We start from the raw sequence: 19585 nt of genomic DNA on the forward strand, positions 1-19585 counted from the left end.
CTCCCCCTCGGAGGACGAGGCGGGGCCTCCGCGGCCACGGCTAGAGCTTCCGGCCCGGGGCGGCGGTCAGCCAGGACCGGAGGGCGACCTCGCAGTCCGTGATCTGGTGCACGGCGACGCGCTCGTCGTCGGCGTGGGCCTTGAGCGGGTCGCCGGGCCCGTAGTTGACGGCAGGGATGCCGAGAGCGGAGAACCGGGCGACGTCCGTCCAGCCGTACTTGGGCCGGGCTTCGGCTCCGACGAAGGCGAGGAATTCCTGCGCGAGCGGGGCGTCGAGTCCCGGGCGCGCGCCCTCCGCGCGGTCGACGACGGTGATCTCGTACCCGGCGAACAGTTCGCGCACGTGCTCAAGGGCCTCCGCGGAGCTGCGGCTCGGGGCGAAGCGGTAGTTGATGTGCACCATGCACTCGTCGGGGATGACGTTGCCGGCGATGCCGCCGCTGATCCCGACGGCGTTCAGGCCCTCCCGGTAGACGAGGCCCTCGACCTCGACGGCGCGAGGCTCGTAGCCGGCGAGGACGGCGAGGATCGGGGCGGCCTTGTGGATGGCGTTCTCGCCCACCCAGCTGCGGGCGGAGTGCGCGCGCAGCCCGTGGGTGCGCACCTCGAACCGCAGGTTGCCGTTGCAGCCGCCCTCGACCTGGCCGTTGCTGGGTTCGCCGAGGATGGCGAAGTCGCCCTCGAAGAGGTCGGGGCGGTTCCGGGCGAGCCGGCCGAGGCCGTTGAGCTCGTCGGAGACCTCCTCGTGGTCGTACCACATCCAGGTCACGTCCAGGCCGGGGTCTGTGAGCTCGGCGGCGAGCTTCAGCTGAACGGCGACGCCGGCCTTCATGTCCACCGTGCCGCGGCCCCAGAGGTGCTCGACGCCGTCGACGGTCTCGAACCGGGTCGGCAGGTTGTCGTTGACCGGGACGGTGTCGAGGTGGCCGGCGATGATGACCCGCCGGTCGCGGCCGAGGCGGGTGCGGGCGACGACCGTGTCACCGTCGCGGATGACCTCGAGGTGCGCGAGTCCGGTGAGCGCCTGCTCGACGGCGTCCGCGAGGGGGTCTCATCACCCGAGACGGACTCGATGTCGCAGATCGCCTGTGTGATCGAAACGGAGGACGCGGCGAGGTCGAGCTGGCGGGCGCGGCGGGTGCCCGCTGCATCCGGTGCAGGGTTCACGTACGGGTTCACCGGCGGGGATACGGGCACGGACACGGGCTGGGGGGTCGAAGGCACCCTACTAATCTAGAGGAATGACCGAGACAGAGTCCCCGCAGTCCGCCGTCCCCACCACCGCCTGGGGCTACGGCCTGGCCACCGTCGCCGAGGACGGCACGGTCCTCGACACCTGGTTCCCCGCTCCCCTGCTCGGCTCGCTGCCCGCCGGCCGCGACCGGTGGATCGTGCCCGCCTCGGTCACCGAACTCGCCGGGGCGGACCCGCGGCGTGCCGTGCGCCTCGAGACCGTGACGATCGAGATCGACCTCACCGCGCCGCCGGCCGGCACTGCGGATGCCTACCTGCGGCTGCACCTGCTCTCGCACCTGCTCGTCAGGCCCAACAGCATCAACCTCGAGGGCATCTTCGGCCACCTGCCCGTCGTGGTGTGGACGAACGCCGGCCCGATGCTTCCCGCCGACTTCGACCGGCTGCGCCCGGCCTTGCAGCGCGCGGGCATCCAGGCCAGCGGCGTTGACAAGTTCCCGCCGCTGCTGAACTACGTCACCCCCGACCGGGTGCGGATCGCGGACGCCTCGCGGGTCCGCCTCGGCGCCTACCTCTCCCCCGGCACCACGGTCATGCACGAAGGTTTCGTCAACTTCAACGGCGGCACCCTCGGCGTCTCCATGGTCGAGGGGCGCATTTCGCAGGGGGTCGTCGTCGGCAACGGCGCTGACATCGGCGGCGGCGCCTCGATCATGGGCACCCTGTCCGGCGGCGGCACCGAGCGCGTGCGCATCGGCGAACGCGCCCTGCTCGGCGCGAACTCCGGCATCGGCATCTCGATCGGGAACGATTCCGTCGTCGAGGCCGGCCTCTACGTCACGGCAGGCACGAAGGTGTCCCTGCCCGACCAGCCGCGCACCGCGGACGGCCGCATGCAGACGATGAAGGCCGTCGAGCTGTCCGGGTTGCCGAATCTGCTCTTCCGACGCAACTCGATGTCGGGCGCCGTCGAGGTTCTCGCCCGCAGCGGGAACGGCATCGTCCTGAACGAGCAGTTGCACGCCTGACCCTGGTCCGACGAAAGCGGATGCCCGGCACGCGATCGCGTGCCGGGCATCCGTCGTTCTGCGGGTGTGCAGCTAGCGGCGGGGAAGTCCCTGGCCGGGGAGCCCGTGTACAACTGCTGTGGGCGGCCGATCTTCGTCGTCGGGTCCGCGTTCATCTCGCGCCAGTGCGCGACCCAGCCGGGAAGGCGGCCCACGGCGAAGAGGACCGTGAACATGCTCGTCGGGAAGCCCATCGCCTTGTAGATGACGCCGGTGTAGAAGTCGACGTTGGGGTAGAGCTTGCGCTCGCGGAAGTAGTCGTCGTTGAGGGCGATGTGCTCGAGCTCCTTGGCGATGTCGAGGAGGTCGTCCTTGACGCCGAGGGCGGCGAGCACCTCGTCGGCGCTCTCCTTGACGAGGGTCGCGCGCGGGTCGTAGTTCTTGTACACCCGGTGGCCGAAGCCCATCAGGCGCACGCCCTGCTCCTTGTTCTTGACCCGTTCGACGAACTTCTCCACGCTCTCGCCGGAGGCCCTGATCTCGCCGAGCATCTTGAGCACGGCCTCGTTCGCGCCGCCGTGCAGCGGACCGGAGAGAGCGCTGATGCCGGCGGACACAGAGGCGAAGAGGTTGGCCTCGGTGGAGCCGACGAGGCGCACGGTCGACGTCGAGGCGTTCTGCTCGTGGTCTTCGTGCAGCATCAGCAGGCGTTCGAGCGCCTTGCTCACCACGGGATCGACTTCGTACGGCTCCGCGAGGGTCCCGAAGATGAGCTTGAGGAAGTTGTCGACGTAGCCGAGGGAGTTGTCCGGGTAGAGGAAGGCCTGCCCGACGCTCTTCTTGTGGGCGTACGCCGCCATGACCGGAAGCTTGGCGAGCAGGTGGATCGTGGCGATTTCGACCTGGTCCGGGTCGTTCGGGTCGAGCGAGTCCTGGTAGTACGCGGCCATCGCGGAGACGCCGGAGGCGAGCACGGACATCGGGTGCGCGTTGAACGGCAGCACGTCGAAGAAGCGGCGCATGTCCTCGTGCAGCAGGGTGTGCTTGCGGATGCGCTTGTCGAAGGCCTCGAGCTCGCCTGCGCTCGGCAGTTCGCCGTAGATGAGCAGCCACGCGGTCTCAAGGAAGTTGGAGTTCTGGGCGATCTGTTCGATCGGGTAGCCGCGGTAGCGCAGGATGCCCTTGCCGCCGTCGATGTACGTGATCGCCGAACGGGTCGCCGCGGTGTTCACGAAGCCGGAGTCCAGGGTGACGAGCCCGGTCTGCCGGGTCAGTGTCGAGATATCGATGCCGGAGGGGCCCTCGGTCCCGTGGGCGATCGGGAACTCGGCGATGCCCCCTGGGAAGGCGAGCGTCGCCCCCAAGGGGTCGATGGACGGTGTTCGCTGTACGACGTCGCTCACGGCGCCTCCCTGAATATCACTGAGTGTCACTGAATCACTGCCTTACGGACTGGGGGTGGCCGCCATGGCACACCGGTGTGGCTAGAGACGTCCAAGCGAATACAGCCTAATCGGCCCCACCACCTACTGTTGCATCCGCCAAAATTTCGGCAGTTTCACCGGAGGAGTGCCACAAGAATGTCGATGTTACCCGCTCCGGGTACACCGTGGGCAGTTGCTACTCTAGCGACCGGAGCCGAGCGGCGGCTGCGTGGATGCGCTCATCCGTCGCCGTGAGCGAGAATCGAACGTGCTGCGGGTACCCGTCCCCGTAGAAGGATCCCGGTCCGGCGAGGATGCCGAGGCCGGCGAGTTCGGCGATCGACTGCCAGCAGTCGACCCCCTTCGTCGCCCACAGGTAGAGGCCGGCCTCGCTCCTGTCGATCCGGTACCCGGCGGCCTCGATCGCCGGCAGCAGCACGGCTCGCCTGCCCCGGTACCGTTCACGCTGGGCCGCAACGTGGGAGTCGTCGCCGAGGGCGGCCACCATCGCGGCCTGGAGCGGCTGCGGGAGCATCAGGCCGGCGTGCTTCCGCACGGTGAGCACGCGGGCGAGCACGTCGGCGCAGCCGGCCGCGAAGGCGCCGCGGTAGCCGGCCATGTTGGACTGCTTGCTGAGGGAGTAGATCGCGAGCACGTTGCGCCGGTCGGTGCCGATCACGCGCGGGTCGAGGATGCTGGGAATCGGCTCGGACGCCCAGGGTCCCGCCCAGCCGAGCTCGGCGTAACACTCATCGGACACGATGACGGCCCCGAGGTCCCGTGCGCGCGCGACGGCGGCACGCAACTCGGACACCGACAGCACGCGGCCATCGGGGTTTCCCGGGCTGTTCAGCCAGATGAGCTTCGTCGTTGCCGGCCACGCGGCCGGGTCGTCGGAGGCGAACGCGTCGCATCCGGCCATCGCGGCGCCGATGGCATAGGTGGGGTATGCCGCGAGCGGGTGGACGACGGTGTCGCCCTCGCCGAGGCCGAGCATGAAGGGCAGGAGGGCGACGAGTTCCTTGGAACCGATCGTGGGGAGCACGTTGGCCGGCGTCAGCCCGGCGACCCCGCGACGACGCGCATACCAGTCGACGATCGCGGCCTGCAGCTCAGGCGTGCCGACGGTCTGCGGGTACGCGTGGGCATCCGTTGCCGCGGCGAGGGCGGTGCGCACGACGTCCGGGGTCGGATCGACGGGCGAGCCGATCGACAGGTCGACGATGCCGTCGGCGTGCGCGCGGGCCTGGGCCGCGAACGGCGCCATCTGGTCCCACGGGTAGTCAGGGAGCGGCTTGAGCACGACCGGTCAGACCTGCGGGGGCAGGACGGCGATGATCGGGTGGTCCTTGTGGATCACGCCGACCTTCGCGGCGCCGCCGGGAGACCCGATGTCATCGAAGAATTCGACGTTGGCCTTGTAGTACTCGGCCCACTGCTCGGGGACGTCGTCCTCGTAGTAGATGGCCTCAACGGGGCAGACCGGTTCGCAGGCGCCGCAGTCGACGCATTCGTCCGGGTGGATGTAGAGGGAACGGTCGCCCTCGTAAATGCAGTCGACCGGGCATTCGTCCACGCAGGCGCGGTCTTTCACGTCGACACACGGCAGGGCAATGACATAGGTCACGAGCGGGGAGCTCCCTTCACGAGCTGAACGTCCAGTCTAGGTCAAGCGCCCCGGGTCAGGCGTCGTGGCTCAGGCGCCCTGGCTCAGGCACCCTGGCTCAGGCGCCCTGGCCCGACCGGCCCCTTCGCTGCGGGAGCCGCGGCCAGGCCAGCACGAGCGAGGCGACGAGGGTCGGCAGCACCGTCCACAGCGTGCCGGCCAGTCCGGCGGGCACGAGCACGGAACCGCCCGTGCTCTTGAGCGACAACAGGAAGATCGATCCGACGAGGCCGATCGTGCACGCGAGCACGACCACCCGGTCGTCGAGCACGAGCCGGAGGCCGACGAGGAGGGCGCTCGCCGCCAGTGTCGCGAGAACGAGGCCGACGGGCAGGGTCACGGGGCCGAGCACGAGGGTGGCCTGGTGCGCCACCGTGCCGAGCACCCCGAAGACCACGCCGGCGGCGAGAGCGAAGAGGCTCGCGACGGCGCGCAGCGCTCCGGTCGCGAAGGCGCGGGGCGGCGCCGGGTCCGCCGGGTCTGTCGGGTCCGCCGGGTCCGCCGGGGACGGCTGCTTCGCCGCGCCCTCCGGGTCCGCTCCGGGCTGTGGTGCCTGAACGGCGGATGCCGCGGCCCGGCCTGCGGGCGCGGCCGGCGGCGGTGTGGCCCTCAGGTAGGTTTCGGTTCCCGTGACCGACCCGGCGGGGTCCCCGGGACGGACGGCCGTCACGACGCGTCCGTCAACGGTCCAGCGGTCCGGGTATGCGGAGAGGGCGGCGAGCTTCTGCTCGATGTGGTCGCTGACGTCGATCGCGACGATCCGCTGCCCGATGGCCTCGGTGACCCCGCGACTCACGAAGACCGGCACCCGGGAGGCGTGCGCGGCATCCACTGCAGCAGCCTGGAGCAGCTCGCTGCGGGCGCCGATCACGATCGCCGTCGCCCGGACCTCGTCGAGCACGGCGCGCACGGCCGCGGCGGGGTCTGTCGAAGGGGGCAGGACACGCCAGTCGCTGACGCCGAGTGCGGAGAGTGCCGCACGCACATCGGAGCTCGCCCCCGAGGTGCTGTCACCGGTGTCACCCGGCGCCCGGGCGCCGAAGAGCACGACGACCCCTGCGTCATCGCCGCGCAGGCGGGCGATGGTCCCGCCGGTGAACCAGGCCTCGTCGCCGGGACGGTCGTGCACGAAGACGATGCGTTCTGCACTGCCGGACATGACCATCGATGAGCTCCCCAGGGTCGGATTGGCGGACACCCACCTCAGAATAATAACTGGACATTCGCGGCCGACCGCCGGTAGAGTCGCTCGAGTAAGGATAGCCTTACCAAACTCAACCGCTCCCGAAGACCAGGAAACCGTGCTCGCAAACTATCTGATCGGCCTCCGTGAGGGCCTCGAAGCCGCACTCATCGTGACGATCCTCGTCGCCTATGTCGTCAAGATCGGGCGGAAGGACGTTCTGCCGCGAATCTGGGCGGGCGTCGGACTCGCCGTGCTCCTCGCGCTCGCCATCGGCGCCCTGCTCACCTACGGCACATACGGCCTCTCGTTCGCGGCCCAGGAGACGATCGGCGGACTGCTCTCGATCGCCGCGACCGGGCTCGTGACCTGGATGGTGTTCTGGATGCTCCGCACCGCGCGCACCCTCTCGAGCCACCTCCGCGGCAGCATCGACAAGTCCCTGCTCGGCTCCGGCATCGGGCTCGTCGTCGTCGCCTTCATCGCCGTCGGCCGGGAGGGCATCGAAACGGCGCTGTTCCTCTGGGCCGCCGTGCAGGCGACCGGGGAGACCACCCTGCCGCTCCTCGGCGCCTTCCTCGGCATCGTCACGGCTGCCGGCCTCGGCTGGCTGATCTACTCGGGGATGCTGCGGATCAACCTCACGAAATTCTTCACCTGGACCGGCGGCATCCTCATCGTCGTCGCGGCCGGCGTGCTCTCCTACGGCGTGCACGACCTACAGGAGGCCGGCGTCCTGCCGGGCCTGCACAGCATCGCCTTCGACGTGAGCGCCGCCATCCCGCCGGACAGCTGGTACGGCACCCTGCTCAAGGGAACGCTCAACTTCTCCCCCGCGACGACCTGGCTCGAACTCCTGGTCTGGGTCGCCTACGTCGGAACCACGCTCACCTTCTTCGCCCGCGCAGTCCACCGCGGCCGCACCCGAACCACCTCGACGGAGGATCTGCCCGACACCGTGCTGGCAAGCGCCTGATCGCTCCGCAACCCGAAAACTCCCGTCGGCTCGGTTCGAATCGGCTCGGTTCGAATCGGCTCGGTTCGAATCGGTTCGGGCTCCCTCGCTCGCCCGTCGCACACCGGGCGCGCCCGGCATCCGCGCCGCGGACCATGTTCCCGCCCCACCACCCCTAAGGACTCCATGCAGCCCCGAATCCTCCCCCTCGCCGGGAGCGTCACCCTCGGCCTCGTCTCCCTGCTCGCCCTCACCGGCTGCGTCCCGAACGCCTCGGCGCCCGGCGCCGCGCACGCCGCCCTGACCGTCGACAGCAGCGCGACGGCGTGCACCGTGTCCGGAGCGGAGGCCCCGGCCGGCAACGTCACCTTCACCGTCTCGAACTCCGGAGACCAGGTCACCGAGTTCTACCTCCTCGGCGACGACCAGCTCCGCATCGTGGGTGAGGCGGAGAACATCGGCCCCGGCCTCAGCCGTACCCTCGTCGTCGACCTGAGCGCCGGCAGCTACTTCACGGCGTGCAAGCCCGGCATGACCGGTGCGGGCATCGGCCAGGCCCCGTTCACCGTGACTCCGGCGAGCGCTGCGGATGCCGCGACGAACGCCCCCGGCGACGCCGAACTCAGCGCGCGCATCGACACCGCGAACGCCAACTATGCGTCCTACGTGAAAGACCAGATCGGCCAGCTCGTCACCGGGACCGCCGCGTTCGCCGCCGCATACACCGCCGGCGACGACGACACCGCCCGCGGACTCTACGCGGCCACCCGCGCGCACTGGGAGCGGGTCGAGACCGTCGCGGAATCCTTCGGCGACCTGGATCCGAAGCTCGACCTCCGCGAGGCCGACCTCGAAGAGGGCCAGGACTGGACCGGCTGGCACGCCATCGAGAAGGACCTCTGGCCGACCGAGGCCGAAGCTGGCTTCGCCGCATACCCGGCCGCCGAGCGCGCTCGCCTTGCCGGACTGCTCGTCACGGACACGGCGACCCTGAACGAGAAGGTGCAGCCGCTCACGTTCACTCTTTCCCAGCAGACCAACGGCGCGATCGGTCTCCTCGACGAGGTCGCGAGCGGCAAGGTCACCGGCGAGGAGGAGGTCTGGTCACACACCGACCTCTGGGACTTCCAGGCCAACGTCGACGGCGCCCGGGTGCTCTACGCCGGGGTGCGGGACGTCCTCGTGCAGAAGGATGCCGCCCTCGCTGCAACCCTCGACACCCGCTTCACCGCCCTGCAGAGCCTCCTCGACGCCCAGCGAGTCGGCGACGGCTTCGTCCTGTACACCGACCTGTCCACCGGCACCGTCAAGGGCCTCGCCGACCAGGTCAACGCCCTCGCCGAACCCCTCGGCCAGCTCACCGCGGCTCTCGTCCTGTGATGAAGGGCGGCGATTCGCGAGAGCGGAAAAATGGCCCCTTCCCGCGCGCCGAAGGGGCCGAAACTCCGCTCTCGCGGGAGGAAGGGGACGACCAGGCGGATGCCGGCGCGAGCGCGTCGGGGACGGCGCCCGCCGTCGGGGCGCCAGCGAAAGCCCCGCGCGGCATCTCCCGGCGCGGCCTCCTCGGCCTCGCCGGGGCAGGCGTCGCGGGCCTCGGCATCGGTATCGCCGCTGACCGCGGGGTTCAGGCCCTCGCAGCAGCGGGCGCCCCGGCAGCGGGAAGCACCGTCTACCCGTTCTACCAGGATCACCAGGCCGGCATCGTGACGCCCGCCCAGGACCGGCTGCACTTCGCGGCGTTCGATCTGACCCCAGGAGCCAGCCGCGCCGACCTGGTCTCCCTGCTGCAGGACTGGACGACCGCGGCCGCCGCCCTGACCGCCGGTCACGACATCGGCCGGTACGGGGCCGTCGACGGGCCGTACGATGCCCCGCCAGAGGACACCGGCGAGGCGTTCGGGCTGCCTCCGGCCGGCCTGACGATCACGGTCGGCTTCGGCCCGACGCTCTTTGCGACGAGCGCAGGCGAGGACAGGTTCGGCCTCGCATCCGCTCGCCCGGACGCCCTCGTCGACCTGCCGCACTTTCCAGGAGACCAGCTCGATGCCACGCGCAGCGGCGGCGACCTCTGCGTCCAGGCCTGCGCCGACGACCCGCAGGTCGCGGTGCACGCGATCCGCAACCTGTCCAGGATCGCCTTCGGTCGCGCGGCGATCCGCTGGTCGCAGCTCGGCTTCGGTCGCACCTCGTCGACGAGCACGAGCCAGGCCACCCCGCGCAACCTCTTCGGGTTCAAGGACGGCACCGCCAACATCAAGGCCGAACAGCCGGCCGTCGTCGACGACCAGGTCTGGGTCGGCTCGGGCGACGGCCCCGCGTGGCTCACCGGGGGCTCCTACCTCGTCGCCCGGCGGATCCGGATGACGATCGAGACCTGGGACCGCACCGCACTGCGCGAACAGGAAACCGTGTTCGGCCGCACCAAGGGCGAAGGCGCCCCGCTCTCCGGCGGCACCGAATTCACCGAGCCCGACTTCGCCGGCACCGGCAAGGACGGCGCCCCGCTGATCGACCCGGCCTCACACGTGCGCCTAGCCCACCCCGCCCAGAACAAGGGGGTGCAGATGCTGCGGCGCGGTTACAACTTCGTGGACGGCAACGACGACCTCGGCCGGCTCGAGGCCGGGCTGTTCTTCATCAGCTACCAGCGCCGCCCCTCGCAGTTCACGACCGTGCAGCTCGCCCTCGCGCGGCACGACGCCATGAACGAGTACGTCCGGCACGTCGGTTCAGCCCTTTTCGCCGTCCCGCCCGGCGCCGCCCGCGGCAGCTACCTCGGCGCCGCCCTCTTCGCCTGACCGCCGCCGCGGCGCATCCGCCCGCCCTTTCCGCGAGAGCGCACTTGTGGCCCTGAAAACGCGGTGAGAAGGGCCACAAGTGCGCTCTCGCTGGCTGTCCGGGGATCTCGGAGCAACCCTCGCGGATTCTCACGATCGTGGAGCGATCGGTAAGGGTAGGCTAACCATCCCCGTGCTATCGTGATGCTGCATCAGTATCCAGACCAGAACCGGAGTGCCGTGCTCGCCAACTACCTGATCGGACTCCGAGAGGGGCTCGAAGGTGCCCTCATCGTCACCATTCTCGTCGCCTACCTCGTGAAGATCGCCCGCCGCGACCTGCTGGGCCGTCTCTGGACGGGCGTCGGCCTCGCCGTGCTCCTCGCCCTCACGATCGGCGCCGTGCTCACCTTCGGCACCGCGAGCCTTCCGGAATCGGCCGAACCGGCCATCGCCGGCACGCTCTCCATCGCCGCGACCGGCCTGGTCACCTGGATGGTGTTCTGGATGCTGCGCACGGCCCGCGACCTGAGCGGCCACCTCCGCGGCACGATCGACCGCTCCCTCGTCGGCACCGGCGTCGGCCTCGTCCTGATCGCCTTCCTCGCCGTCGGGCGGGAGGGCATCGAAACGGCCCTGTTCATCTGGGCCGCCGTGCAGTCCACCGGCGAGACCACGCTGCCGCTCATCGGGGCCGCGCTCGGCATCCTCAGCGCGGTCGGCCTCGGAGCGCTCATCTACTTCGGCATGCTCAAGATCAACCTCGCGCGGTTCTTCACCTGGAGCGGGGCGATCCTGATCGTCGTCGCGGCCGGGGTACTCTCCTACGGTGTGCATGACCTGCAGGAGTCCGGGATCCTCCCCGGCGAGCACAACCTCGCCTTCGACGTGAGCGCCGCCATCCCGCCGGAGAGCTGGTACGGCACGCTGCTGAAGGGCACCCTGAACTTCTCGCCGGAGACCACCTGGCTCTCGCTGCTGGTCTGGCTCGCATACACCGGAACGGTGCTCACGATCTTCCTCGTGTCGAGCGCCCGCAACCGGGCCGGGCGTCCGGTCGTCGCCCCCCGCGTCGATGCCGTGAAGATGGCCGCCACCGCCCGCTGAGCCCGCTGAACGCGCTGAACCCGCCGCACCGTCACACCGTCGCCAAAGGAGACCACAGATGCCCGAATTCGTCCGGTCGGCCGATGGCACTCGGATCGCGTACGACAGCCTCGGTTCCGGGGACCCGGTCATCGTCATCGGCGGTGCCTTCAACACCCGGTCCTCCCCGTATCCGCTCGTGACCCTGCTCGCCGAGCACGTCACGGCGTACACCTTCGACCGGCGCGGCAAGGGCGAGAGCCCGGAATCCGGGCCGTATGCGGTCGAACGCGAAATCGAGGACCTGGCCGCCCTCGTCGCCGTGGCCGGAGGCGCAGCCGGCGTGTACGGCCATTCCTCCGGAGCGATCCTGGCGATCGAGGCCGCCGCCGCCGGCGTGCACATCACCCGGCTCGCAGTCTACGAGCCGCCATACACCGCCGATCCGGAGCACCCGGCCCCGGCGGACGACCTCGGCCTCCAGGCCGCCCTCGACGCCGGAGACCCCGCTGCCGCAGCGGCGCTCTTCCTCCGCATCACCGGAATGGACGACGCGGCCGTACGCTCCATCACGTCCGCACCGTTCTGGCCTGGACTCGTCCACCTCGCCCCCACCCTGCCGCACGAACTCGCCCTGACAGGCGACGGCCTGCCCCCTCGTGAACGCCTGGCCGCGATCATGGCACCCACGCTGGCACTCGCCGGTGGCAGAAGCCCGGCCTGGGCAGCCCGTGCAGCCGTGGCCGTGGCGTCCTGCGTCGCCGACGGTACGGTGTTGACCGTGCCCGGCCAGGGTCACGACGTCGACCAGGCCGTGCTGGCCCCGCTGCTCGCCGACTTCTTCCTGGGCCGCTGACCTCGTTCCGCCGATTCCGTGCCGCCGCGGGAACCTTTTCCGCCGCCGCGGCGTTGGAACCTGCATGAGAGCAATCGTCTACAGCGAAACCGGCACCCCCGACGTCCTCCGTATCGTCGAACGCGATCTTCCGCAACCCGGACCCGGCGAGGTACGGGTGCGCATCCTCGTCTCGGGCGTGAACCCCACCGACTGGAAGTCGCGCGCGGGCAGCCGGCCCGGCGAAGCGCTCTTGTTCCCCGAGGTCGTGCCGAACCAGGACGGCGCCGGCATCGTCGACGCCGTCGGCGCGGGCGTCGAGCGCCTGGAGGTCGGCGACCGGGTCTGGACGGCCATCGCCGCGTACGGACTCGCGTCCGGCGGCACCGCCCAGGACTTCACCGTGCTCCCGGCCGAACGGGTGTACCCGCTGCCGGACTCGGCGAGCTTCGACCTCGGCGCGACCCTCGGCGTTCCGGCCATGACAGCGCACCGCGCGCTCACCGTCGCCGAAGACGGACCCCGGCGCCTCTCCCCGGTGCACTCACCGGACGGACTGTGCTCGTCGCCGGTGGCGCAGGCGCGGTCGGCCACGCGGCCATCGAGCTGGCCCGCTGGGCAGGGGCGACCGTCATCACGACGGTGAGCAGCGCGGAGAAGGGCGCACTCGCATCCGCCGCCGGCGCGCACCACGTCGTGAACTACCGCGAGGCGGATGCCGCCCGCGCCATCCGGGCGCTGGCGCCCGAAGGCGTCGACCTGGTCGTCGAAGTCGCTCCCGCGCAGAATGCGGTCCTCAACACGGCCGTGATCCGCACCCGCGGCTCGATCGCGGTGTACGCGACGACGGGAAAGCCGCTCGCGCTCGACATCCGTTCCCAGATGACCCTCAACGTGCGCTACCAGTTCCAGTTGCTCTACACGCTCGGCCAGGACCTCCTCGACGCCGCAGCCGCCGACATCGGTTCGGCCATCGGTGACGGCGCCCTCCACGTCGGTGCCGAAGCCGGCCTGCCCCTGCACCGCTTCCCCCTCGAGAGCACCGCGGGCGCGCACGCCGCCGTCGAGGCCGGCCTGGTTGGCAAGGTCCTCATCGACGTCGCCCCCTGAGGAATTCGGCGGGCAGGCGCCGTTCGGGGCCCGGCGGTCAGGAGACCGGCGTGACCGTATAGAGCAGGCCGTCCGTGTTTCCAGCGACGAGCACCGCGTAGTGATCGTTCTTCATCGAGACGAGACCTGCGGAGCCCACCGTCGCCGAGACGTCGCTCCCGGCCACGAAACCGGCGGCCGTCAGGGTCCGGGTGGCCTCGGCTACGGGATCGGCGGCGGTTGCCTTGACGGTCACGGTCCAGCCGGGCTTGTCACCCTTCTGGGCCGACGCGAACAGGATTTCGCCGTCGACGATGGGCACCTCGGACGGCCAGCCGGCCGGGAGCGCGCCGCCCAGGCTCACGTCTCCGTTTGTCGCACCCTGCACGGCCCCGTTCACGGCGTTCTGCGCGGCGTCGGCGCTGCATCCGGTCAGCAGCGTGCCGCCGACCAGGGCAAGCGCGATCGTCGCCAGGACGCGGGCGTGCAGGAGGGGTGTCGTCATCTTCTTCTCTTCCTCAGTCGTGGGGCAAAACAAACGGCGCCGGCGGTGCCGCTCTGGTCTACCAGAGCGTAACCGCCGGCGCCGCCGACAAGCTGGGACTAGTTCGCGTCCTGCTTCTTGATGCGCGAGACGTTGCGTGCGCGAGCGGATGCCGCGAGCTCGACCTTGCGGATACGCACGATCGCGGGGGTCACCTCGACACACTCGTCTTCACGGGCGAATTCGAGGCACTCCTCGAGCGTCAGCTGACGCGACGGCGTCATCGACTCGAAGGTGTCGGAGGTGGACTGACGCATGTTGGTCAGTTTCTTTTCCTTGGTGATGTTGACGTCCATGTCGTCGGCGCGCGAGTTCTCGCCGATGACCATGCCTTCGTAGACCTCTTCGGTCGGGTTGACGAAGAAGGACATCCGCTCCTGCAGGGCGATGATCGCGAACGGCGTCACGACGCCGTTGCGGTCGGCGACGATCGAGCCGTTGTTGCGGGTGATGATCGGGCCGGCCCAGGCCTCGTAGCCGTGGAAGATCGCGTTGGCGATACCGGTACCGCGGGTGTCGGTGAGGAACTGGGTGCGGAAGCCGATCAGGCCGCGGGACGGAACGATGAATTCCATCCGGACCCAGCCGGTGCCGTGGTTCGCCATGTTCTCCATGCGGCCCTTGCGCGCGGCGAGGAGCTGGGTGATCGCGCCGAGGTACTCTTCGGGCGAGTCGATGGTGAGGTGTTCGTACGGCTCGTGGATCTTGCCGTCGACGCGGTGCACGACGACCTGCGGCTTGCCGACGGTGAGCTCGAAGCCTTCGCGGCGCATCTGCTCGACGAGGATGGCGAGGGCGAGTTCGCCACGGCCCTGGACCTCCCAGGCGTCCGGGCGTCCGATGTCGACGACCTTCAGGGAGACGTTACCGACGAGTTCGCGGTCGAGACGGTCCTTGACCATGCGGGCGGTGAGCTTGTGGCCCTTGACCTTGCCCATGATGGGCGAGGTGTTGGTGCCGATCGTCATCGAGATGGCGGGCTCGTCGACCGTGATGGTCGGCAGCGCGCGGGGGTCGTCGGGGTCCGCGAGGGTCTCACCGATGGTGATGTCCTCGAAGCCGGCGACGGCGACGATGTCGCCGGGGCCCGCGCTCTCGGTCGGGTAGCGGTCGAGAGCCTTGGTGATCAGGAGCTCGGTGACGCGCACGTTGTGCACCGAACCGTCGTGCTTGATCCAGGCGACGGTCTGGCCCTTGCGGATCGTGCCGTGGAAGACGCGGAGCAGCGCGAGGCGGCCGAGGAACGGCGAGGCGTCGAGGTTGGTGACGTGGGCCTGCAGCGGGTGCTCGTCGTCGTAGACGGGGGCCGGGATGTGCTCGAGGATCGCTTCGAAGAGCGGCTCGAGGTCGGCGTTGTCGGGCAACTGGCCGTTCTCGGGCTGGTTGCGGCTCGCGGCGCCGTTACGGCCGGACGCGTAGACGACGGGGACGTCGAGAATGGCGTCGAGGTCGAGGTCGGGGTGCGTGTCGGCCATGTCGCTCGCGAGGCCGATGAGCAGGTCCTGGCTCTCCGCGACGACCTCTTCGATGCGCGCGTCCGGGCGGTCGGTCTTGTTGACCAGGAGGATCACGGGCAGGTGGGCCTCGAGCGCCTTGCGCAGCACGAAGCGGGTCTGCGGCAGCGGGCCCTCGCTCGCGTCGACGAGGAGAACGACACCGTCGACCATGGACAGGCCGCGCTCGACCTCGCCACCGAAGTCGGCGTGGCCGGGGGTGTCGATCACGTTGATCGTGATGGGGCCGTCGGTGGCGTGGATGCCCTTGTACGAGATCGCCGTGTTCTTGGCGAGGATGGTGATGCCCTTTTCGCGCTCGAGCTCGTTCGAGTCCATCGCGCGCTCGTCCACGTGCGAGTGGTCCGAGAACGAGTTGGTCTGCTGGAGCATCGCGTCAACCAGCGTGGTCTTGCCGTGGTCGACGTGGGCGACGATTGCGACATTTCGGAGGTTATTGCGCGTGGCAATCGCCATGAAGTGAATCCTTACGAAGAATGATGCCGCGGACAAACGGATGCGGCGAAGAATGGATGTATTTGGTCAAGGTCCGACCCAACGGATAATCCTACCGCACTCTCCCTGCCGGGAGGCTGGGAGCCCCGTTGTGGCCGCGTCTCCGGGGTGTTCCGGGCATCCGCTTGGACGACGAACGGGGCGGGGACCGCAGTCCCCGCCCCGTTTCCGGGCGCTGAAGCCGGTCGGTCCTGTCTAGCGCCCGAACTCGAAGTTGCCGCCCGGGATCGCGGCGAGCAGCTCTTGCGTGTATGTCTGACGCGGATTTTCGAAGACCTCGTCCGTCGTCGCGGCCTCGACGATCCGGCCCTGCTGCATGACGCAGACGTTGTCCGCGACGAGGCGGACGACGGCGAGGTCGTGGCTGATGAACAGGTAGGTCAGGTCGAGTTCCGTCTGCAGCTCGGTCAGGAGGTTGAGCACCTGGCCCTGCACGAGCACGTCGAGAGCGGAGACCGCCTCGTCGAGCACGAGCACGTCCGGCTTGAGCGCGAGCGCCCGAGCGATCGCGATACGCTGACGCTGGCCGCCCGAGAGTTCACTCGGGTAGCGGTGCCGGGACGCCCAGGGCAGCGAGACCTGGTCGAGGAGCTCCCGCACCCGGGCCTGGCGTTCCTTGGCGGTGCCGACCTTGTGGGCGAGCAACGGCTCTGCGATGGTGTTGCCGACGTTGTACTGCGGGTCGAGGGAGCCGTACGGGTCCTGGAAGACCGGCTGCACGCGGCGGCGGAACTTCAGCAGGTCCGCGCCCTTGAGGCCGGCGACGTCCTGGCCGTCGAACTCGATCTGCCCGCTCGTGATGGATTCGAGCTGCAGGATGAGCTTGGCGACCGTGGACTTGCCGGAGCCCGACTCGCCGACCAGCGCGGTCGTCGTGCCCTTCTTGATGCCGAAGGACACGTCGTTGACCGCGAGCAGTTCGTTGTACTTGAAGCCCTTGGTGCGAATGCGGTACATCTTCGAGATGCCCTGGACCGAGATCAGGTCCTTGGCCGGTGCGGTCTGCTCCCGCTCGATCGCGCGGTTCACGAGAACCTGGTCGTTCGAGCCGGCTGCGGAAACATCCGCTTCGACCGCGACGGAGTGCTTGGCCGACTGGATGCGCCGCGATGCGAGGCTCGGCGCCGCGGCGACGAGGCGCTGCGTGTACGGATGCTGCGGGTTGGCCAGGATCTCCTGCGAGGGACCGGACTCGACGACCTTGCCCTTGTACATCACGACGAGCTGTTCCGCGCGCTCGGCCGCGAGGCCGAGGTCGTGCGTGATGAACAGCACCGAGGTGCCGTAGTCGCGCGTGAGCGTCGCGAGGTGGTCGAGGATCTGGCGCTGTACCGTCACGTCGAGTGCGGTGGTCGGTTCGTCGGCGATCAGCAGCTTCAGGCTCGTTGGCCGAGGGCCGATGGCGATCATCACGCGCTGTCGCATGGCCGCCTGAGAACTGGTGCGGGAACTGCTTGAGCCGGTCCTCAGCGTCGCTGAGACCAGCTTCCTTGAGCACCTCGATGGTGCGCAGTTTCGCGGCCTTCCTGCTCATGGCGCCGCCGTTCGCCCGGATGGCCTCTTCGACCTGGAAGCCGATGTTCCAGACCGGGTTGAGGTTCGACATCGGGTCCTGGGGCACATAGCCGATCAGGCGCCCGCGGACGTCCTGCATGTCCTTGGGCTTGAGGGTCGTGAGGTCGCGTCCCTCGAACAGGATCTGGCCGGCGGTGACCTTGCCGGTGTTGGCGAGCAGGTTGATGATCGCCTGCGCCGTCGTGGTCTTGCCCGACCCGGACTCGCCAACGATCGCGAGGGTCTGGCCGGGATACAGCGTGAGGTTGACGCCGCGCACGGCGGGAACCACTCCGTGCTGGGTCTGGAAGCCGACCTCGAGATCGCGAATCTCGAGGATGGGGGAATTCTCGTCCCGGCCGGCGGTGGTCACGGGTTCAATCACGGTCTGGCTCATCGGCGTGCCCTCGATTCGGGGTCGAGTGCGTCGCGCACGGCGTCGCCGAGCATCAGGAAGGCGAGCACGGTCAGGGACAGGGCGATGGCGGGATAGATCAGCACCTGGGGGTTCGTTCGGATCGACGACTGGGCCGCGTTGATGTCATTGCCCCAGGACATGATCTGCGGCGGTAGCCCGATGCCGAGGAACGACAGCGTCGCCTCCGCGACGATGAACGTGCCGAGGGAAACCGTGGCGATCACGATTACGGGGGCGATCGCGTTGGGCACGACGTGGCGCACGAGGATCCGGAACTTCGAGACGCCGAGGGCGATCGACGCCGTGACGTAGTCCGAGTTCCGGGCCGAGAGCACCGAACCGCGCATGATCCTGGCGATTTGCGGCCAGGCGAAGATCGAAAGGACCAGGGCGATCGTGACCGGGGTGCGGTCCGGGAGGACCGACATCAGTACGATCGCACCGAGCACGGTCGGGACGGCGAAGAAGATGTCGCCGATCCGGGAGACGATCGCGTCGAACACGCCGCCGTAGTATCCCGCGAGGGCTCCCACGACGAGTCCGAAGAGAGTGACGATCATGGTTGCGAGCAGACCGACCGTGACGGAGGCCTGGGTCCCGTGGATCATCCGCGAGTACACGTCACAGCCCTGCCGGGTGAAGCCGAGCAGATGCCCTTCTTCCGGTCCCTTGTTGCTGTTGGCGAGCAGGCAGTTCTGGTCCGGTGCCACCTGGGTGAAGATGCCGGGGAACAGGGCCACGATCACGATCAGCAGAATAAGGGCGGACGAGATCCAGAAACTGGGCTTGCCGCGCAGCGATTCCCAGGCATCCGCCCAGGTACTGCGGGCCTTCTCGGTCTCGTCGAGGCGGTCGACCGCAGCGATGGGGGTGTCTTCGAGCGCAGCGACGAAGTGCGGCTGCGTTTGACGATTACTTGGCATAACGAATCCTCGGGTCCAGGGCTGCGTACAGCAGGTCGACGAGCAGGTTCGCCAGCACGAAGATCACGACCATGACGGCGATGAACGACACCACGGTCGGCCCTTCGCCGAGTTTGATCGCCTTGTAGACGGTGCCGCCGACACCGTTGATGTTGAAGATGCCCTCTGTCACGATCGCACCCACCATGAGAGAGCCGAGGTCGACGCCGAGGAAGGTGACGACGGGAACGAGCGAGTTCCGCAGCACGTGCACGGTGACGACGCGGCGTCTCGACAGCCCCTTCGCCGTCGCGGTGCGCACGAAGTCGGCGCCGAGGTTCTCGGAGACGCTCGCCCGGGTGAGCCGCACGATGTACGCGAACGAGACGGTGGCGAGCACGATGGCCGGCAGGACCAGTTCGGAGAGCGGGGCCTCGCTGCTGACCGTCGTGCGGGCCCAACCGAGCTTGATCGCGAAGACGTACTGCAGGATGAAGCCGATCACGAACGTCGGCACGCTGATCAGCAGCAGGCTGACGACGAGGGCGCTTGCGTCGAAGAGCTTGCCCTTGCGGAGACCCGCGACGAGGCCGACGAGGATACCGGCGACGGACTCGAAGAACAGTGCGAGAAGCGCGAGCCGGGCGGTGATCGGGAAGGCGGCGGCCATCACGTCGGAAACTGCGCGACCGGAGTACGTGGTGCCGAGATCCCCGTGGAAGAAGCCGCCGATGTAGATGAGGTACTGCACGATGAACGGCTGGTCCAGGTGGTACTGGACACGGAGCTGTTCGATCACCCCTGGCGCGGGTTGCCGGTCACCGAAGAGGGCGGCAATGGGATCTCCGGGGAGGGAGAACACCATGAAGTAGATGAGGAAGGTGGCGCCGAAGAATACCGGAATCATCTGGAGCAGGCGCTTGCCGGTGTACCAGAGCATCA

At 69.1% G+C, this 19585-nt stretch carries 13 protein-coding genes and 4 pseudogenes; 7 read left to right on the forward strand and 10 right to left on the reverse strand.

The features are described 5' to 3' along the window. Positions 1 to 40: 40 nt before the first annotated feature. Positions 41 to 1167: pseudogene (gene dapE / locus RGU41_RS10540) on the reverse strand (succinyl-diaminopimelate desuccinylase). A 74-nt stretch (positions 1168 to 1241) separates the two neighbouring features. On the opposite strand from dapE, the gene dapD reads away from it, so the two are divergent. Beyond that, complete coding sequence (dapD, locus tag RGU41_RS10545; protein ID WP_322136181.1) at positions 1242 to 2222, forward strand: 2,3,4,5-tetrahydropyridine-2,6-dicarboxylate N-succinyltransferase; 981 nt, start codon at positions 1242 to 1244, stop codon at positions 2220 to 2222. 80 nt (positions 2223 to 2302) lie between these two features. Here the strand turns inward: dapD and RGU41_RS10550 are convergent. The 4 genes and pseudogenes from RGU41_RS10550 to RGU41_RS10565 all read right to left on the reverse strand — a co-directional run. Beyond that, a pseudogene (locus tag RGU41_RS10550) lies at positions 2303 to 3574 on the reverse strand (citrate synthase); the annotation flags it as partial. A 247-nt stretch (positions 3575 to 3821) separates the two neighbouring features. After that, on the reverse strand, positions 3822 to 4928 hold the full coding sequence (gene dapC, locus RGU41_RS10555) for a succinyldiaminopimelate transaminase (RefSeq protein WP_255454132.1): 1107 nt from the start codon (positions 4926 to 4928) through the stop codon (positions 3822 to 3824). Positions 4929 to 4934: 6 nt separating this feature from the next. Then, complete coding sequence (gene fdxA, locus RGU41_RS10560; RefSeq protein WP_104099174.1) at positions 4935 to 5252, reverse strand: ferredoxin; 318 nt, start codon at positions 5250 to 5252, stop codon at positions 4935 to 4937. Positions 5253 to 5349: 97 nt separating this feature from the next. After that, on the reverse strand, positions 5350 to 6489 hold the full coding sequence (locus RGU41_RS10565; RefSeq protein ID WP_322136182.1) for a hypothetical protein: 1140 nt from the start codon (positions 6487 to 6489) through the stop codon (positions 5350 to 5352). Positions 6490 to 6592: 103 nt separating this feature from the next. Here RGU41_RS10565 and efeU (RGU41_RS10570) point away from each other — a divergent pair, with 103 nt between their 5' ends. The 6 genes and pseudogenes from efeU (RGU41_RS10570) to RGU41_RS10595 all read left to right on the forward strand — a co-directional run bounded on the left by efeU (RGU41_RS10570) (position 6593) and on the right by RGU41_RS10595 (position 13237). Continuing rightward, positions 6593 to 7450, forward strand: a complete 858-nt coding sequence (efeU, locus tag RGU41_RS10570; RefSeq protein WP_134559108.1) for an iron uptake transporter permease EfeU — start codon at positions 6593 to 6595, stop codon at positions 7448 to 7450. Between the two features lie 165 nt (positions 7451 to 7615). Next, positions 7616 to 8809: an iron uptake system protein EfeO gene (gene efeO, locus RGU41_RS10575; protein WP_322136183.1), complete on the forward strand. Its 1194-nt coding sequence runs from the start codon at positions 7616 to 7618 to the stop codon at positions 8807 to 8809. Further along, positions 8809 to 10227 carry an iron uptake transporter deferrochelatase/peroxidase subunit gene (gene efeB / locus RGU41_RS10580; RefSeq protein WP_322136184.1) on the forward strand — a complete coding sequence of 473 codons (1419 nt, stop codon included), beginning with the start codon at positions 8809 to 8811 and terminating at the stop codon, positions 10225 to 10227. The genes efeO and efeB overlap by 1 nt, the downstream gene beginning before the upstream one ends. A 219-nt stretch (positions 10228 to 10446) precedes the next feature. Beyond that, positions 10447 to 11313, forward strand: a complete 867-nt coding sequence (gene efeU / locus RGU41_RS10585) for an iron uptake transporter permease EfeU (RefSeq protein WP_134449622.1) — start codon at positions 10447 to 10449, stop codon at positions 11311 to 11313. A gap of 58 nt (positions 11314 to 11371) precedes the next feature. Further along, positions 11372 to 12148 carry an alpha/beta hydrolase gene (locus RGU41_RS10590; protein WP_322136185.1) on the forward strand — a complete coding sequence of 259 codons (777 nt, stop codon included), beginning with the start codon at positions 11372 to 11374 and terminating at the stop codon, positions 12146 to 12148. Between the two features lie 64 nt (positions 12149 to 12212). Beyond that, positions 12213 to 13237: pseudogene (locus RGU41_RS10595) on the forward strand (NADPH:quinone reductase). Positions 13238 to 13274: 37 nt separating this feature from the next. Here the strand turns inward: RGU41_RS10595 and RGU41_RS10600 are convergent. The 5 genes and pseudogenes from RGU41_RS10600 to RGU41_RS10620 all read right to left on the reverse strand — a co-directional run bounded on the left by RGU41_RS10600 (position 13275) and on the right by RGU41_RS10620 (position 19583). Beyond that, positions 13275 to 13721, reverse strand: coding sequence for a hypothetical protein (locus RGU41_RS10600; RefSeq protein WP_322136186.1), 447 nt, complete (start codon positions 13719 to 13721; stop codon positions 13275 to 13277). A gap of 98 nt (positions 13722 to 13819) precedes the next feature. Then, positions 13820 to 15730: a translational GTPase TypA gene (gene typA, locus RGU41_RS10605; protein WP_134449530.1), complete on the reverse strand. Its 1911-nt coding sequence runs from the start codon at positions 15728 to 15730 to the stop codon at positions 13820 to 13822. 234 nt (positions 15731 to 15964) lie between these two features. Beyond that, positions 15965 to 17720 (reverse strand): annotated as a pseudogene (locus RGU41_RS10610) (dipeptide ABC transporter ATP-binding protein). Then, complete coding sequence (locus RGU41_RS10615) at positions 17717 to 18664, reverse strand: ABC transporter permease (protein WP_322136187.1); 948 nt, start codon at positions 18662 to 18664, stop codon at positions 17717 to 17719. The pseudogene RGU41_RS10610 and the gene RGU41_RS10615 overlap by 4 nt, the downstream one beginning before the upstream one ends. Then, positions 18654 to 19583 carry an ABC transporter permease gene (locus tag RGU41_RS10620; protein ID WP_322136188.1) on the reverse strand — a complete coding sequence of 310 codons (930 nt, stop codon included), beginning with the start codon at positions 19581 to 19583 and terminating at the stop codon, positions 18654 to 18656. The genes RGU41_RS10615 and RGU41_RS10620 overlap by 11 nt, the downstream gene beginning before the upstream one ends. Positions 19584 to 19585: the final 2 nt, after the last annotated feature.

The sequence above is a fragment of the Cryobacterium sp. 10C3 genome (genome assembly GCF_034314285.1).
Lineage (GTDB): Bacteria > Actinomycetota > Actinomycetes > Actinomycetales > Microbacteriaceae > Cryobacterium > Cryobacterium glucosi.

Coding starts and splice junctions, on each gene's coding strand:
- RGU41_RS10600 (WP_322136186.1), bottom strand. CDS start 13,721: ATGACGACACCCCTCCTGCACGCCCGCGTCCTGGCGACGATCGCGCTT.
- dapD (WP_322136181.1), top strand. CDS start 1,242: ATGACCGAGACAGAGTCCCCGCAGTCCGCCGTCCCCACCACCGCCTGG.
- efeO (WP_322136183.1), top strand. CDS start 7,616: ATGCAGCCCCGAATCCTCCCCCTCGCCGGGAGCGTCACCCTCGGCCTC.
- efeB (WP_322136184.1), top strand. CDS start 8,809: ATGAAGGGCGGCGATTCGCGAGAGCGGAAAAATGGCCCCTTCCCGCGC.
- RGU41_RS10590 (WP_322136185.1), top strand. CDS start 11,372: ATGCCCGAATTCGTCCGGTCGGCCGATGGCACTCGGATCGCGTACGAC.
- typA (WP_134449530.1), bottom strand. CDS start 15,730: ATGGCGATTGCCACGCGCAATAACCTCCGAAATGTCGCAATCGTCGCC.
- RGU41_RS10615 (WP_322136187.1), bottom strand. CDS start 18,664: ATGCCAAGTAATCGTCAAACGCAGCCGCACTTCGTCGCTGCGCTCGAA.
- RGU41_RS10620 (WP_322136188.1), bottom strand. CDS start 19,583: ATGCTCTGGTACACCGGCAAGCGCCTGCTCCAGATGATTCCGGTATTC.